At 44.4% G+C, this 13,199-nt stretch carries 13 protein-coding genes and 1 pseudogene; 9 read left to right on the plus strand and 5 right to left on the minus strand.

Annotated features, from left to right (window positions below; genetic code table 11):
• Positions 1-37 precede the first annotated feature (37 nt).
• The 3 genes from SPI9445_RS0108655 to SPI9445_RS0108665 all read right to left on the minus strand — a co-directional run bounded on the left by SPI9445_RS0108655 (position 38) and on the right by SPI9445_RS0108665 (position 1,375).
• Entirely contained in the window at positions 38-415 is a 378-nt protein-coding gene (locus SPI9445_RS0108655; RefSeq protein ID WP_017304341.1) for a KH domain-containing protein, read from the minus strand.
• 99 nt (positions 416-514) lie between these two features.
• Positions 515-763, minus strand: a complete 249-nt coding sequence (gene rpsP, locus SPI9445_RS0108660) for a 30S ribosomal protein S16 (protein ID WP_017304342.1) — start codon at positions 761-763, stop codon at positions 515-517.
• Between the two features lie 81 nt (positions 764-844).
• Positions 845-1,375, minus strand: a complete 531-nt coding sequence (locus tag SPI9445_RS0108665; RefSeq protein ID WP_017304343.1) for a phosphoribosyltransferase — start codon at positions 1,373-1,375, stop codon at positions 845-847.
• A gap of 213 nt (positions 1,376-1,588) precedes the next feature.
• On the opposite strand from SPI9445_RS0108665, the gene SPI9445_RS0108670 reads away from it, so the two are divergent.
• On the plus strand, positions 1,589-3,316 hold the full coding sequence (locus tag SPI9445_RS0108670; protein ID WP_017304344.1) for an MFS transporter: 1,728 nt from the start codon (positions 1,589-1,591) through the stop codon (positions 3,314-3,316).
• A gap of 104 nt (positions 3,317-3,420) precedes the next feature.
• Positions 3,421-4,101, plus strand: coding sequence for a Uma2 family endonuclease (locus SPI9445_RS0108675; RefSeq protein WP_017304345.1), 681 nt, complete (start codon positions 3,421-3,423; stop codon positions 4,099-4,101).
• A 134-nt stretch (positions 4,102-4,235) separates the two neighbouring features.
• Here the strand turns inward: SPI9445_RS0108675 and SPI9445_RS30420 are convergent, their stop codons facing one another.
• Positions 4,236-4,691 carry a hypothetical protein gene (locus SPI9445_RS30420; protein ID WP_164674492.1) on the minus strand — a complete coding sequence of 152 codons (456 nt, stop codon included), beginning with the start codon at positions 4,689-4,691 and terminating at the stop codon, positions 4,236-4,238.
• A gap of 455 nt (positions 4,692-5,146) precedes the next feature.
• A complete protein-coding gene (locus tag SPI9445_RS0108680; protein WP_017304346.1) occupies positions 5,147-6,412 on the minus strand; it encodes a bifunctional cobalt-precorrin-7 (C(5))-methyltransferase/cobalt-precorrin-6B (C(15))-methyltransferase in 1,266 nt (421 codons plus the stop codon).
• A 98-nt stretch (positions 6,413-6,510) separates the two neighbouring features.
• Between SPI9445_RS0108680 and SPI9445_RS0108685 the strand changes: the two are divergent.
• From SPI9445_RS0108685 to SPI9445_RS27465, 7 genes and pseudogenes are all read left to right on the plus strand, one after another.
• Positions 6,511-6,768 (plus strand): annotated as a pseudogene (locus tag SPI9445_RS0108685) (sulfonate ABC transporter permease); the annotation flags it as partial.
• Positions 6,769-6,789: 21 nt separating this feature from the next.
• Entirely contained in the window at positions 6,790-7,404 is a 615-nt protein-coding gene (locus SPI9445_RS0108690; RefSeq protein WP_017304348.1) for a hypothetical protein, read from the plus strand.
• Between the two features lie 147 nt (positions 7,405-7,551).
• Positions 7,552-9,003: a precorrin-3B synthase gene (gene cobG / locus SPI9445_RS0108695; RefSeq protein WP_026079633.1), complete on the plus strand. Its 1,452-nt coding sequence runs from the start codon at positions 7,552-7,554 to the stop codon at positions 9,001-9,003.
• Positions 9,004-9,037: 34 nt separating this feature from the next.
• Positions 9,038-9,664, plus strand: a complete 627-nt coding sequence (locus SPI9445_RS0108700) for a precorrin-8X methylmutase (RefSeq protein WP_017304350.1) — start codon at positions 9,038-9,040, stop codon at positions 9,662-9,664.
• Positions 9,661-10,365, plus strand: coding sequence for a precorrin-2 C(20)-methyltransferase (cobI, locus tag SPI9445_RS0108705; RefSeq protein ID WP_017304351.1), 705 nt, complete (start codon positions 9,661-9,663; stop codon positions 10,363-10,365). The genes SPI9445_RS0108700 and cobI overlap by 4 nt, the downstream gene beginning before the upstream one ends.
• Positions 10,362-11,771, plus strand: a complete 1,410-nt coding sequence (gene cobJ, locus SPI9445_RS0108710) for a precorrin-3B C(17)-methyltransferase (protein ID WP_017304352.1) — start codon at positions 10,362-10,364, stop codon at positions 11,769-11,771. Before cobI ends, cobJ begins: the two co-directional genes overlap by 4 nt.
• A 221-nt stretch (positions 11,772-11,992) precedes the next feature.
• The gene (locus tag SPI9445_RS27465) at positions 11,993-13,177 is read left to right on the plus strand and encodes a GGDEF domain-containing protein (RefSeq protein WP_017304354.1); all 1,185 of its coding nucleotides are present in this window, start codon (positions 11,993-11,995) and stop codon (positions 13,175-13,177) included.
• Positions 13,178-13,199 lie beyond the last annotated feature (22 nt).

The following is a 13,199-nucleotide window of genomic DNA, read 5'->3' on the forward strand; positions in this document are numbered from 1 at the left end:
GCACTTTCTGGACTCGGGAAGGGGATAGTTTCTGAAATCACGTTTCACTGCGTCTTCGGGGAGACGGTTTAGAGACGGGAGAAGAACGGCGAGGCGAGCGAGGAGGACGGTTGTTCCTTTCTCGTTTGGGGCCGCTGGTTTCTGAAGAAGAGGAATGGGCGTTCTGACTCCCATATATTTCCAGTCGGGCCGACTGTCCTACTGCACTCGCTGCCGCTTCTAGCACCATCCGAATCGCTTCGATATTCCGTCCCCCTCGACCAAACACTTTCCCCTGTTCTTCTGGGTCAAACGCCATACGAATCAGAACCTTTTGATTGCCCCGCGACAATTCACAATTCAGACTCAAAGACTCAGGGTTATCGAGTAATGGCTCGACTAAATAACGCACCAGTTGGTCATAATTGGGACTCATAATCTTGACTGATCTTCGGAAATCGTTAGTAAACACCCCGTTCCAACGGCACTCCGCTTACACGGCACTCCGTTTTCATAAAACTGAGCTTCGGGAAAACTAACCTTTCAGTTGCTCAAAAACTTGGGCTTTGGTTAAAATGGAACGAACCGTATCCGTAGGCTGGGCACCATCTTGTAAACGTTTGACAATGGCGGGAACATTCAAACGGGTTTCATCGGTGCGGGGATTGTAAAATCCCAACTCTTCTAAGGGACGGCCATCCCGGCGATCGCGGCTGTTCATTGCCACAATCCGATAACTCACCGCTCTTTTCTTGCCGTACCGTTTTAATCTCAATTTGATCATCTTGGTTTTACAATCTTTCTTGTACGCAAAATTCTCCTTTTTGATTGTACGCGCTTTTGGTAGAATTTTGCAGCTTTTCCCTCAAGGGACATCGAAACCATACTTCTGGGCCAATTGAGCCGGGGTAGTCTGTTCGTAATACTCAAAAGGTTGATGAATCCAAGGATTATCGGACAAGTACTCCACATAATAATCCGGTTCAATGACTGAACAGGCCTTATACCATAAAACCCCGGTGCGGAGATCCTGAATCTGGGATCCGTAATTTTGTTTTAACCAATAGATGGACTCTCGCAGACTAATTCCCGAGTCTACTAAATCATCTAGCAATAAAATGCGATCGCCTAACCTTTCCGTCGTCATAGCCAGATGCTGAGAAAACTTTAACTCCCCCCGCACCTGATTTTTACTCCCCCCATAGGACGAAGCCGACAAAATCGCCAGAGGATAATCATACAAACGACAAAGGGTATCCCCCACCCGGAGTCCTCCCTTCGCAATACAGATGATTTGGTTAAACTCCCACCCAGAACGATAAACTTGGACGGCTAACTGTTCCACTAAATAATGATAATCCGACCAAGAGACATAAAGTTCCGTTTGTTCTGCCATACCCCATCCCGAAACGTGAAAACTGAGCAAGTCTCCCCTTATTATGGCAGCAAGACGACCAAACGAGACACTTTCCTGACCCAAGCCATTCCCCGTGAAAGACAACCTAGGGTTGCTTGCAGAAATTGCAAAAAATCTGTATCACTAAGACAGCAAGAATACCCTCACACAGCCATCCGTTGACTCCATGAACTACTCCATCCATCAATGACTATGAGCGACGTTTCGACTTCCAAGGATACAACCTCAGAGACGATCAAACCTGCCGACGAACAGCTACGCTTTTCGACCAAATTAGCCTATGGTGCGGGGGATCTTGGGACAGCCATTTCCGCTAACGTGATGATCTTCTTCCTGTTATTTTTTTTAACCAATGTCGCAGGATTATCACCGGGATTGGCGAGTTCAGTCTTAGCCGTGGGGAAAGTGTGGGATGCCATTAACGATCCCATTACAGGTGTTTTGAGCGATCGCACCCGCACCCGTTGGGGAAGACGTATCCCTTGGATGTTAGCCGGAGCCGTCCCCTTTGGTCTGTTCTATGGTTTACTCTGGATTGTCCCCCGCTTTAGCGAAAACCCCACCACCAACGAATGGTTACTCTTTGCCTACTACGTCACCATTGCCATTGGTTTCCATTTAGCTTACACCGTTGTTAACTTACCCTATACCACCCTCACCCCAGAACTCACCCGAGACTACAACGAACGCACCCGTTTAAACAGTTTCCGCATGGCCTTTTCCATTGGAGGCAGTATTTTTTCCCTCATTCTCGCTCAAATTGTTTTCCTCCTCTATCCTGACGATTCCTTTACCCAATTTCGGGTTTTAGGCACCGCTTGCGCCATGATTGCTGTTCTCTCCACCTTATGGTGTGTTCTGCGCATTCAAGAACGAGGCATGGAACCCTTAATTCCCCTCGAAAAACGTCAGCAATGGGGCTGGATTTCCCTGTGGATTGGGGGAGCTTGTGGTATTTATGGACTCAGTATTTTATTTTTTAATACCCTGAAATCTCTGCTCGTCTACCTAGGAAATGATCCAATTTTTCTCATTTTCCTCAGAAGTTTTGACTTTAACGTTATTAACGGAATCTTGCTCTGTATTCTCTTTATAGTTGCCGGATTAACCCTAATTGATTCCGTCCCCGAAGAATACTTAACCCTTCAAAACAACAACGAAGAAACCCAAACGAACGCATTTCCAATCTTGAGTTTACGCGAACAATTTCAAATAGCTTTAAGTACCAAACCTTTCCTTTTTTTGATCGGGATTTACCTTTGTTCGTGGTTAGCCGTTCAACTCACCGCCTCTATCCTAATCTACTTTGTCGTGAGTTGGATGGGCTTCACTGAAGCCAGTTTTCCCTTAACTGCTATTGCGGTTCAAGGTACAGCCTTAATCATGCTATTTATTTGGCAAAAAGTCAGTAATAAACTAGGCAAGAAAAAGGTTTACTTTATGGGAACATTCCTCTGGTTAATTGCTCAATCCGGTCTATTTTTCCTCCAACCCGGTCAAGTTTTATTGATGTATGGTTTAGCTATCTTAGCCGGAACGGGAGTATCCGTCGCCTATCTCATTCCTTGGTCAATGGTGCCAGATATTATTGAACTCGATGAACTGAAAACTGGACAGCGACGGGAAGGCATTTTTTACGGATTTATGGTGTTGTTACAAAAACTCTGTCTAGCCTTTTCTTTATTTATTGTCGGCCAAACTTTAGAATGGGCTGGATTTATTAAACAAATCCCCGGAGAACCCATTCCCCTTCAGCCAGACAGTGCCTTATTCGCCATCCGAGTAGCCATTGGTCCCTTGCCTATGTTGATGTTAATTATCGGCTTAATCCTGGCTTATTTTTACCCCATTACCCAAGAAGTTCATCAAGAAATCCGCCTACAACTATTAGAACGGAAACAGACTGAACAATCTAGTTAAACATCAACCGAGAAAGCTAAACCCTCGAAAACCAGTATCATTGTCCTAAAGGTTTGCTAGACTAAAAAAGATGATACACCCCTCACCCAGAGGAGATAATTGATATGACCATTTCCTTGGATTGTGAGATCGTCTACCCTGATAGTGATGGTCTACCAATGGCAGACAATACCTTACAATTTCGCTGGATTGTCCTGATTAAAGAAAACCTAGATCTGCTTTTTGCTGACCAGCCCGATGTGTTTGTAGCGGGAGATTTACTCTGGTATCCTGTCCAAGGACACCCAGAAATCCGGGTTGCTCCCGATGCACTGGTAGCATTTGGTCGCCCCAAAGGAGAGCGAGGGTCTTATAAACAGTGGGAAGAGGAGAATATTGCCCCTCAAGTGGTCTTTGAAATTCTGTCCCCCGGCAATGGTTCAGGGGAAATGAGCAGAAAGCAGCAATTTTATAATGATTACGGAGTAGAAGAATATTATATTTACAACCCAGACCGCAACGATTTACAGGGATTTTGCCGTACAGAGGGAGGATTGAGCGCGATTGAGGAAATCCAGAACTGGACAAGTCCTCGTCTAGGGATTCGGTTTGTGGTCACGCCGAATACATTGGAACTGTATCGTGCCGATGGACGACCATTCTTGAGCTTTTTGGAGTTGGAACAAAGAGCCGAACAAGCTGACCAACGGGCCCAACAAGAACGCCAACGGGCCCAACAAGCTGACCAACGAGCCGAACGATTAGCGGCTCAACTCAGAGCGTTAGGTATTGAACCGGAAGTCTAATCTCGGGTGAATTACTCCAGCCGGAAGGGGATGGGGAATTTTTAGCAAATTTGTTAAAAAACAGCAAAAAACACTCAAAAAAAACACTCACTAAGTAACAGTGAGTGTAGGGGAGGTTAGCGAAAAGAACAGAACTATACTTGCGTGAACTCCGACTTCTCTTCTACTGTTTGGCAGACAGATTTAACTTCCGTATAAACCGGAATTGAGAAGGTTGGAAAATCATTGACATTTTCTCTGCCCGCATTTTCTCCATTAGAGTCAGAAAGAGTGACTGGAGAGAGAGGATCAACATTACAAACCCCCTCGGATTTGAAGCGGCGAGATTTTAGTAGCCAATTCGCCCCAAAAGACCCAGCAACGGCACAACTTCCTAATCCAAGTAAGGATAATTTACCCCAAGGAAAGGGTTTATTAAAATCTCTTAGTTCTGATTGTAAAGTTGGTTGAGTTGCAGAATCTCTGGCTCCCTGTGTCTTACTAAAAGGACAGTTAACTAGAGCGTTAGCCGAAGAAGTCGTTCCTAGCAAAGTGCTAGTTACTATGGCTGTTACAGAAAGGAAAGTATGGAAAGAAGATGCTGCTCGCATGACGACCCCCGAGCGGTTTTTATGAACGATTACTAAGAGATAATACTAATATTTTGAGTGATTACTGCTAAATTTGTTACAGAATGAATATTAGCGGCTTACGCTTGGGGGATGAGGAGAAAATTAAAGTCCTATTTTTTAGCTAATCCTCGGTAGAACATTCTAAAGGAGAGCATTTTATCAGAATAGCCAAGAAGAAAGCCTTTGGGAGTCTTGCCGTGTTTCGACCCCAAAGGCTTTCTTATTCGATTCCTCACACACACAATTTAATTATGGGGTGGGGAGGTCTGGGGTGCTTGTCCAAAGGTGACAGTTTAGAAATTGGCATAAGCCAAAATACGGAAAAAGTTCGGGAGTTTGGTAGCCTCGTCTTCCTGAAGTTTGCGCGGCTTCAGCCCGCAGAGTGTCAAGGAGGCTGAACTTTGAGAGTCCCCAGTCTAAAGGTAGGGTGATTCTCAGGTTGTCGGGGGTCGGGTCAAACAGGGGTTAACGACGGCCTGTTTGACAATAACCCACTGGGTTACAGGGGCCATTGCTTTCCAGCCCAAAAATTGACCGACGGGTTCGGCTTTTTGAATGCTAATGCGAGTCAGTTCTCCCCCTAATTTACGCTGCCATTGCAGGAGGATTAATTCACTTTCGACGGTAACAGTATTACACACCAGACGACCCCCTTCGGGCAGTGCCGCCCAACAGGTTTCTAATAAGTCGGGGGTGGTAATCCCTCCCCCAATAAAAATCGCGTCCGGTTGGGGTAAATCGTGGAGGGCTTGGGGTGCTTTTCCGGCAACAATTTTGAGGTGGGGAGTTCCCAAGGCGGTTGCATTATCGGCAATGTATTGTAAGCGGGTGGGATGATGTTCAATGGCGATACTCTGGCAACGGCGATCGCACCGCATCCACTCAATGCCAATGGAACCACAACCCGCCCCCACATCCCAAAGCAATTGTCCGGGTAAGGGCGCTAAGGTCGCCAAGGTAACAGCACGAACTTGTCGTTTTGTCAACTGTCCATCATGCTGGTAGGCGGAATCGGGCAGACCGGGGAGACGCGGGGGGAGGGTGAGGGGATGGGAGGAGACGCAGGTTATGGCGATGACATTCAAAGCCGCAATATCTCTCAAGTCCCAACGATTGGCGATGCCTTGAAGGTGGCGTTCTTTGGGGCTGCCGAGGTGTTCTAACACCGTGATGGGACTCTCGCCAAACCCTTTCTCGGTCAGCATTTGGCAGACCATTGCCGGAGTCTGGGCATCAGCACTGAGCACCAGCAGTTGAGCGCCGGGATACAGCACCCCGTTCAACAAGGCCGGGGGGCGACCACACAAACTCAAGGTTTCCACCTCACTCAGGGACCACCCCAAACGACTACAGGCGAGACTAAACGCCGAAGGAGCCGGAATAATCGTCATTTCAGCTAGGGGAATGTGGCGAGTGAGGGTGACACCAATCCCGTAGCACATGGGATCCCCACTGGCCAAAACACAGACCGCTTGACCCCGACGGCGCATAATTTCCTCAAGGGAGTCCTGTAGGGGAGAAGTCCAGAGGAGTTTTTCCCGCCGATCTTCCGGGGGTAACATTGCCAGATGACGTTCACCCCCCACAATCACGGAGGCAAGAGAGAGGAGACTTCGCCCCACCGGACTTAATCCCTCTAATCCATCCTCGCCAATTCCGATAATTGAGAGCCATTTTGATTGGCTATTGTGATCCGTCATATCTAAGAAGAATTAATGATGATATAGTTCTTTCTATTAATTCCACTTTACTTTAGTTTATGGTTATGTTGCCGCCCATAACCGTTTTGCGGAAAGGATATCGTTTATCCCGTTGGCAAAAATTCACCAAGTTGGAAATTCCCTCGGCGATGATTGGTTTAGTCTGGAATGGGATGATGAGTTTTGGTGGGGGATGGTTTTTTGTGGCGGCGAGTGAGGCGATTAGTGTTTTAAACCAGAGCTATACTTTGCCCGGAATTGGCTCTTATGTTGCTGAGGCGATCGCCCAAGAAGACCTGAAAGCCTTATTATGGTCGTTATTTACTATTGCTCAAGATATAATTAGGCTAGTACAAAGTTAATTCAGATTAAAAGTTATGACCACCACTGCCGATGATGTTTGGCGATTATTAGCCGAATTAGTTGAAGCCCAAAAAGAAACCGAGCGACGTTTTCAAGAAACCGATCATCGTTTTCAAGAAACCGAGCGACGTTTTCAAGAAACCGAACGTATTCTTAAAGAGCAATCTGAGAAAACCGATCGCCAAATTACCAGACTCAGCAAAGAAATTGGTAATCTGGGGGGAAAATGGGGGCGTTTTGTGGAAAATATGGTAGCTCCCGCTTGTGAAACTTTATTTGTCAATCGAGGTATTCCCGTCCATCAAGTGAGTCAACGAGTTAAAAAACGTCTGAACGGTAAAACCTTAGAAATTGATGTTTTGGTCACTAATGAAAATCATGTTTTAGTGGTGGAAGTCAAAAGTAGTTTAAGTGTCGATGATGTGAAAGAATTAATCAAGAATCTAACAGAATTTAGGCAGTTTTTCCCTGAATATAACCAAAAACAATTATATGGGGCAGTAGCAGGAATTGAAATCGAAGAAGGAGCGGATAAATATGCTTATCGTCAAGGTTTATTTGTTTTGGCACAAAGTGGAGAAACTGTATCGATTCTGAACGATGTTCAGTTTCAACCGAGAAATTGGTAAGGGCTTGAAAAACAAGATATAATCGGGTTAGTGTCAAGTTAATTTAGATGAAAAATTATGAGATGAAAAATTATGAGCAGCACCGCCGATGACGTTTGGCGATTATTTTCTAATTACTTCTCTGCGTTGCATGGAGAACAGATAACTGTGAATTGGTTAGTTAAAGCAAATGTTTGTCCCGGCTTATTTTATGGAACCCCTGCCCAAGACGGATTCTTAATCCGCATCCGCACACCGGGGGGATGGCTGACGGCGCAACAGGGAAAGGCGATCGCACAACTCCTCGAACAATGGCAGACTACCATACAAGTAACCAATCGGGCAAATTTGCAAATTCGCGGCGTTCAACAATCCCCTACCTTAGAAGATTTCCAAACCTTACAAAAACTAGGATTAGCCTCCCATAATCCCAGTATCGATCACCTGCGCAACATTATGGCCAGTCCCACGGCCGGAATTGATCCTCAAGAATTAATGGACACTCGTCCGTTAATCCCAAAACTCGATCATTTTATTCAAAATCATCCCGTCCTAGCCGCCTTAAGTCCTAAATTTAGTATAGGAATTGATGGCGGAGGTACGGTAGGAATAGGCACTCGTTCCACCCTAGCCGCAGAACACCGCTATAATGAGATTCAATTGTCTGCAATTGTCCTCAATTCTCAGCCCCATTTACCCCCTACTTTAGGCTTTCGCTTGGCACTGGGAGGGGATAGAAAATTATATAATACTGACTTATTTATGAAGCCAGAAAACGCCTTAGCCGTTGTCTGGGCTTTCGTCAGTGTTTATGTCGATTATGTTCAACAAACCCCCTTAATCCAAGGCAAAAAACCTCGGATGAAACACTTGCTCAAGGATTGGGGAGTTGAAAAATATATAGCACAAGTTCAGTCTCAATTCAATCCTCCTGTGGAAAGAATTAAGCCAACAGTTTCCGATTCAGACTTACCCACTCCACCTTATTTTTATCTAGGCATTCACCCTCAAAAGCAAGCCGGATTATCTTATATTGGTATAGCCTTAAAACTCGGACAATTGACCGCCCCTCAACTAAGGGGATTAGTGGAATTATCCGAAACCTTTGGCCGTCATTACTTACGATTAACCCCTTGGCAGAGCCTTATATTACCCGATATTCCTGAGCAAAAACTCTCCGAATTGTTACCCCAACTGACCGAATTAGGACTATCATCGGCTGGGGGATGGGAAGCCGGGATTGTGGCCTGTGGAGGAAAACCCGGTTGTGGGAAAGCGGCCACTGAAACCCAAGTTCATGCTTCAATCTTAACCGATTATTTAAACAAACACTTACCCGGTCATTCTCCTGTTAATATTCATTTAACAGGTTGTCCGAAGTCCTGCGCTCAACCTAGTCCAGCAGAAATCACACTTTTGGGAACTACCCTTGAAGAAAATGAGCAAATTATCACAGGATATCAAGTCTATATCGGTGATTCTCCCCTAGAGAGCTTACTGGATGCGCAAAACCCATTACAATCACCCTTAGTTGAGGATAAACTTTTGCCAATTTTAAACGAAATAAAACAATTTTTAACCAGCCAAAATTTAAACCTAAAATTTAAACCTAAAATTTAAACCTAAAATTTAAACCTTGGGAACAATAAATACAATGGACTATATTCGCAATGGTGAGGACATTTACCGCAAATCTTTTGCTATTATTCGCGCTGAAGCAAACTTAGAAAGTCTAGCTGATGATTTAGCTCAGGTGGCTGTTCGTCTCATTCACTCCTGCGGGATGACTGATATTACACAAGACTTAGAAGCGTCACCGGATGCCGTGAAAATAGGGCGAAATGCCCTAAGTCAGGGAGTCTCCATTTTTTGTGATTCTCAAATGGTCGCTCACGGTATTACTAAAGCCCGTTTACCCAAAAATAATCCCATTATTTGTACACTCAATCATCCCGATGTTCCCGAAATAGCCCGTCAGATTAATAATACCCGGTCGGCGGCAGCTTTAGAGCTTTGGCGACCGGATTTAGGGGGAGCGGTGGTGGTCATTGGCAATGCACCGACCGCCCTTTTTCGCTTACTAGAATTACTGGATGAAAATGTCGCAAAACCTGCTTTAATTTTAGGGTTTCCGGTTGGATTTGTGGGAGCAGCAGAATCCAAAATGGAATTAGCGGCCAATAGTCGCGGGGTGCCATTTATTACCCTACATGGACGTAGGGGAGGAAGTGCGATCGCCTCGGCCGCCATTAATGCCTTAGCCAAAGAGAGCGAATTATGAATCAATTAGGAAAACTTTACGGATTAGGGGTAGGCCCCGGCGACCCAGAATTACTAACGCTGAAAGCACACCGGATTTTAACGACTGTCCCGGTAATTGCCTATCCTAGCTTAGAAAATGGCAAAGTTTTAGCCCGGTCAATTGTAGCGGATTTTATCCGTCCGGATCAGATTGAAATTCCTATGCCATTACCCTTTAGTGTTGAGCGCAGTTCTCAACCCCATTATGATATAGCAGCCGAAAAGATTGCCGAACATTTAAATTTAGGTCGAGATGTGGCGGTGTTATGTGTCGGAGATCCGATGTTGTATGGCACGTTTATGTATATTTTTAATCGCCTCTGCGATCGCTTTTCCATTGAAGTTGTACCCGGAATTTCCTCGGTGATGGCCAGCGCTGCCATGTTGGGTGTCCCCATTACCTACCGCAATGATGTATTCAGTATAATGCCCGGAACTTTAGAGGCGGAAATTTTGCGCGATCGCCTATCCGGGGTCGAGGCGGCCGCTATCATTAAATTAGGCCGTCATTTCTCTAAAGTTCGGGATATTCTAGACGAACTAGGGTTATTAGAACAGGCCCTTTATATTGAACGAGCCACCCTACCCAATCAGCAAATTATTCCGATTACTGAAATCGATCCAGTTGCTGTTCCCTACTGGGCATTAATTTTAATTCCTAGTCGCACTAAACCGAAATGAAAGCACCCGTCATTGTTATTTTAACAGAAACCAGCGTCACTGTTGCTCGTCAAATTCAAACGGTTTTAAAATCATCAGTAGTTTATGGCTTGAAAGATCGCACCCAGTCGGCGGATTTTACCTATACAAATTTTGGCGAAACCCTGCGAGAATTGTTCCAAACGGGAACGCCCATTATTGGCATTTGTGCGGCAGGAATTTTGATTCGCACAGTCGCCCCCTTATTAAGTAACAAGTGGCAAGAACCCCCGGTATTGGCGATCGCAGAAGATGGCAGCGCCGTAGTCCCTTTATTGGGAGGATTACAAGGGGTTAACGATCTCGCCCGTCAAATTGCCGCCCTGTTGCAAGTTTCCCCCGCTATTACAACCACAGGGGATATTCGCTTTAAAACGACTTTATTATCTCCCCCAGTAGGTTATCGGTTAGTGAATCCGGATGATGCCAAGGGGTTTATTTCAGACTTATTAGCGGGAGAAAAGGTAAAAATCATCGGTCAAGCGGACTGGTTAACAAATAGCAATTTGCCCATTTCATCGGATGCAAACTTAACTATTCAGATTCAAGAAAAGAATAGCTTAGACGGGGCAAACCCTAGCCCCGATTGTTTAGTATATCTCGTTGAAGAGAGCCATAAAACAGGGAAATTAGCCATAGTGGGAACGGGACCCGGGGCTATGGATTGGATGTCGCCCGAAGTGCGAGAGGTACTGGCAGAAGCAACGGATTGGGTGGGGTATAAAACCTATTTAAACTTGGTGGAAGCCCTGCGTAAACCGGAAATTATGCGCCATGAATCCGATAATCGGGTAGAACTGGATCGGGCAGAAATCGCCCTAGATTTAGCCGCTCAGGGGCGCTCTGTTGTGTTAGTCTCTTCTGGTGATCCGGGGATTTATGCCATGGCTTCGGCGGTTTTTGAGGTAATAGAGCAAAAGGCAAAACCGGAATGGGATGCGATCGCCATTCGGGTATGTCCGGGGATTTCCGCCATGCAGGGGGCGGCGGCGCGTGTTGGCGCACCGTTAGGCCATGATTTTTGTGTGATTTCCCTCTCCGATATTCTCAAATCGTGGGACGTGATTGCTCAACGGATTGAGTTAGCCGCACAAGCTGATTTTGCGATCGCCTTTTATAATCCAGTGTCTAAAGAGCGGACTTGGCAACTGGAGAAAGCTAAAGAAATTTTGTTACGATGGCGAGAGCCTCAAACTCCTGTCGTGTTGGTGCAGAATTTAGGGCGCAACGGGGAAAAGGTGACAGTCAAATCTCTAGAACAATTAACCCTTGAAGATGCCGATATGCGAACAGTCATTTTGATAGGTTCCAGTAAAACCCGGATCATTCGCCAAGGGAAAACAAAACAATGGATATATACTCCACGCCACTATAGCCATCCGATTTAAGTTTTAATTCCTTGGTCACTTTAACCCGTATTACAGGGGGACTTCATGCCCCTATTACCATCTATTGTTAATTGCTATAATATAGCCGTCAAATTAAGAGTTACCCTTGACGACTTTGATCAAGCGGTTGTGCATAAGTTCGAGCAATTAGCGCAAGTCAAAACAATGGTGAAAATTGCAATATTTGCCGACCTCAATAAAAAGGTTTTACTGTTAGTTTTATGATTGACCTAGATTTAGGTACCGTTATCTTGATGATTTTTATTAGTTCCATATTACAATTGATGGTGCTATGTGTTTTTGCTTGGTTTGCGAGGGAATATCAAGGGCTTTTTACTTATGCCTTGGGTATGTTTATATTTTTTCTAGGATATTTAGGGATATTTATTAACAATTCTATATTGTCTCGCAATCCTGATTTTACTTGGTTTATTGTATTAAATAATTGTCATATATTGGGTTCAATATTGTTTTATAGATTGGGGATATGTAAGTTTTTGAAAGCACGATTTTATTATATACGATGGATTTTGTTTTTTATAATATTTGCGCTCAGTCAAGTTTATTTAACCTATGAAATAAATAGTTATTTTTTACGAAATTTGCTGATTTCGTTATTTGCTATCACTATCTATATGTTGATGGTGATTAATTTGGTTCAGATCAAAGCAGAAGGATTTAGAGCCGTGGCAGATGGGCTAGCTATTATTTTAATTGTGATTATCTTATTTTTTGGGTTTCGCATTTTTGCTTTACTTTCCGAATATACCCAATCCCCCATCGATCCAACCCTTGCCAATAGAGTTGGTTTTCTAATGGTATTTATCCTAGACTTTTTGCGAAACTTCTTCTTTGTTTTAATGGTGACTAACAAAATGTATTTTGATTTAAAGAAATCCTCTAAAACTGATTTCTTAACTCAGCTTTTAAATCGCAGAGCTTTAATGGATCTTGTTCAAGATTCTATCACAAAAAAATACACGTCTTTTAGTATTATTTTGTTAGATATTGATCATTTTAAAAAAATCAATGATACCTATGGTCATGATGTGGGAGATTTAGTGTTAAAACAGGTGGCAAATTTGCTGCAATCTCAAATGAATTCCTCGGACTTATTAGGACGTTGGGGAGGAGAAGAATTTTTAATCTTTTGCCCAGAATATTCACGGGATATTCTTTCCCAACGGCTGGAGAATCTCCGCTCCCAAGTGGAGATGATGGTCATTCATACTCCCCAAGGCGTGATTCACTGTACTATTAGCCTAGGAATTGCCAGTACAGCTATGGGATATGATAATTTTGAAGAACTGCTTAGGTCGGCGGATTTAGCTCTTTATCGAGCCAAAACAAACGGGCGCAATCGATTTGAATGGGGTCACTTTTTCTCCGATAATTATCTAATATAATACAAAAAAGATTTGAGTAAAT

Origin of the sequence: Spirulina subsalsa PCC 9445, assembly GCF_000314005.1 — a bacterium.
Taxonomy (GTDB): Bacteria; Cyanobacteriota; Cyanobacteriia; order Cyanobacteriales; family Spirulinaceae; genus Spirulina_A; species Spirulina_A subsalsa.

What these genes read in the sequence shown, in the direction of transcription:
- SPI9445_RS0108655 (WP_017304341.1), bottom strand. Translation starts at nt 415, where the DNA reads ATGAGTCCCAATTATGACCAACTGGTGCGTTATTTAGTCGAGCCATTA.
- rpsP (WP_017304342.1), bottom strand. Translation starts at nt 763, where the DNA reads ATGATCAAATTGAGATTAAAACGGTACGGCAAGAAAAGAGCGGTGAGT.
- SPI9445_RS0108665 (WP_017304343.1), bottom strand. Translation starts at nt 1,375, where the DNA reads ATGGCAGAACAAACGGAACTTTATGTCTCTTGGTCGGATTATCATTAT.
- SPI9445_RS0108670 (WP_017304344.1), top strand. Translation starts at nt 1,589, where the DNA reads ATGAGCGACGTTTCGACTTCCAAGGATACAACCTCAGAGACGATCAAA.
- SPI9445_RS0108675 (WP_017304345.1), top strand. Translation starts at nt 3,421, where the DNA reads ATGACCATTTCCTTGGATTGTGAGATCGTCTACCCTGATAGTGATGGT.
- SPI9445_RS30420 (WP_164674492.1), bottom strand. Translation starts at nt 4,691, where the DNA reads ATGCGAGCAGCATCTTCTTTCCATACTTTCCTTTCTGTAACAGCCATA.
- SPI9445_RS0108680 (WP_017304346.1), bottom strand. Translation starts at nt 6,412, where the DNA reads ATGACGGATCACAATAGCCAATCAAAATGGCTCTCAATTATCGGAATT.
- SPI9445_RS0108690 (WP_017304348.1), top strand. Translation starts at nt 6,790, where the DNA reads ATGACCACCACTGCCGATGATGTTTGGCGATTATTAGCCGAATTAGTT.
- SPI9445_RS0108700 (WP_017304350.1), top strand. Translation starts at nt 9,038, where the DNA reads ATGGACTATATTCGCAATGGTGAGGACATTTACCGCAAATCTTTTGCT.
- cobI (WP_017304351.1), top strand. Translation starts at nt 9,661, where the DNA reads ATGAATCAATTAGGAAAACTTTACGGATTAGGGGTAGGCCCCGGCGAC.
- cobJ (WP_017304352.1), top strand. Translation starts at nt 10,362, where the DNA reads ATGAAAGCACCCGTCATTGTTATTTTAACAGAAACCAGCGTCACTGTT.
- SPI9445_RS27465 (WP_017304354.1), top strand. Translation starts at nt 11,993, where the DNA reads ATGATTGACCTAGATTTAGGTACCGTTATCTTGATGATTTTTATTAGT.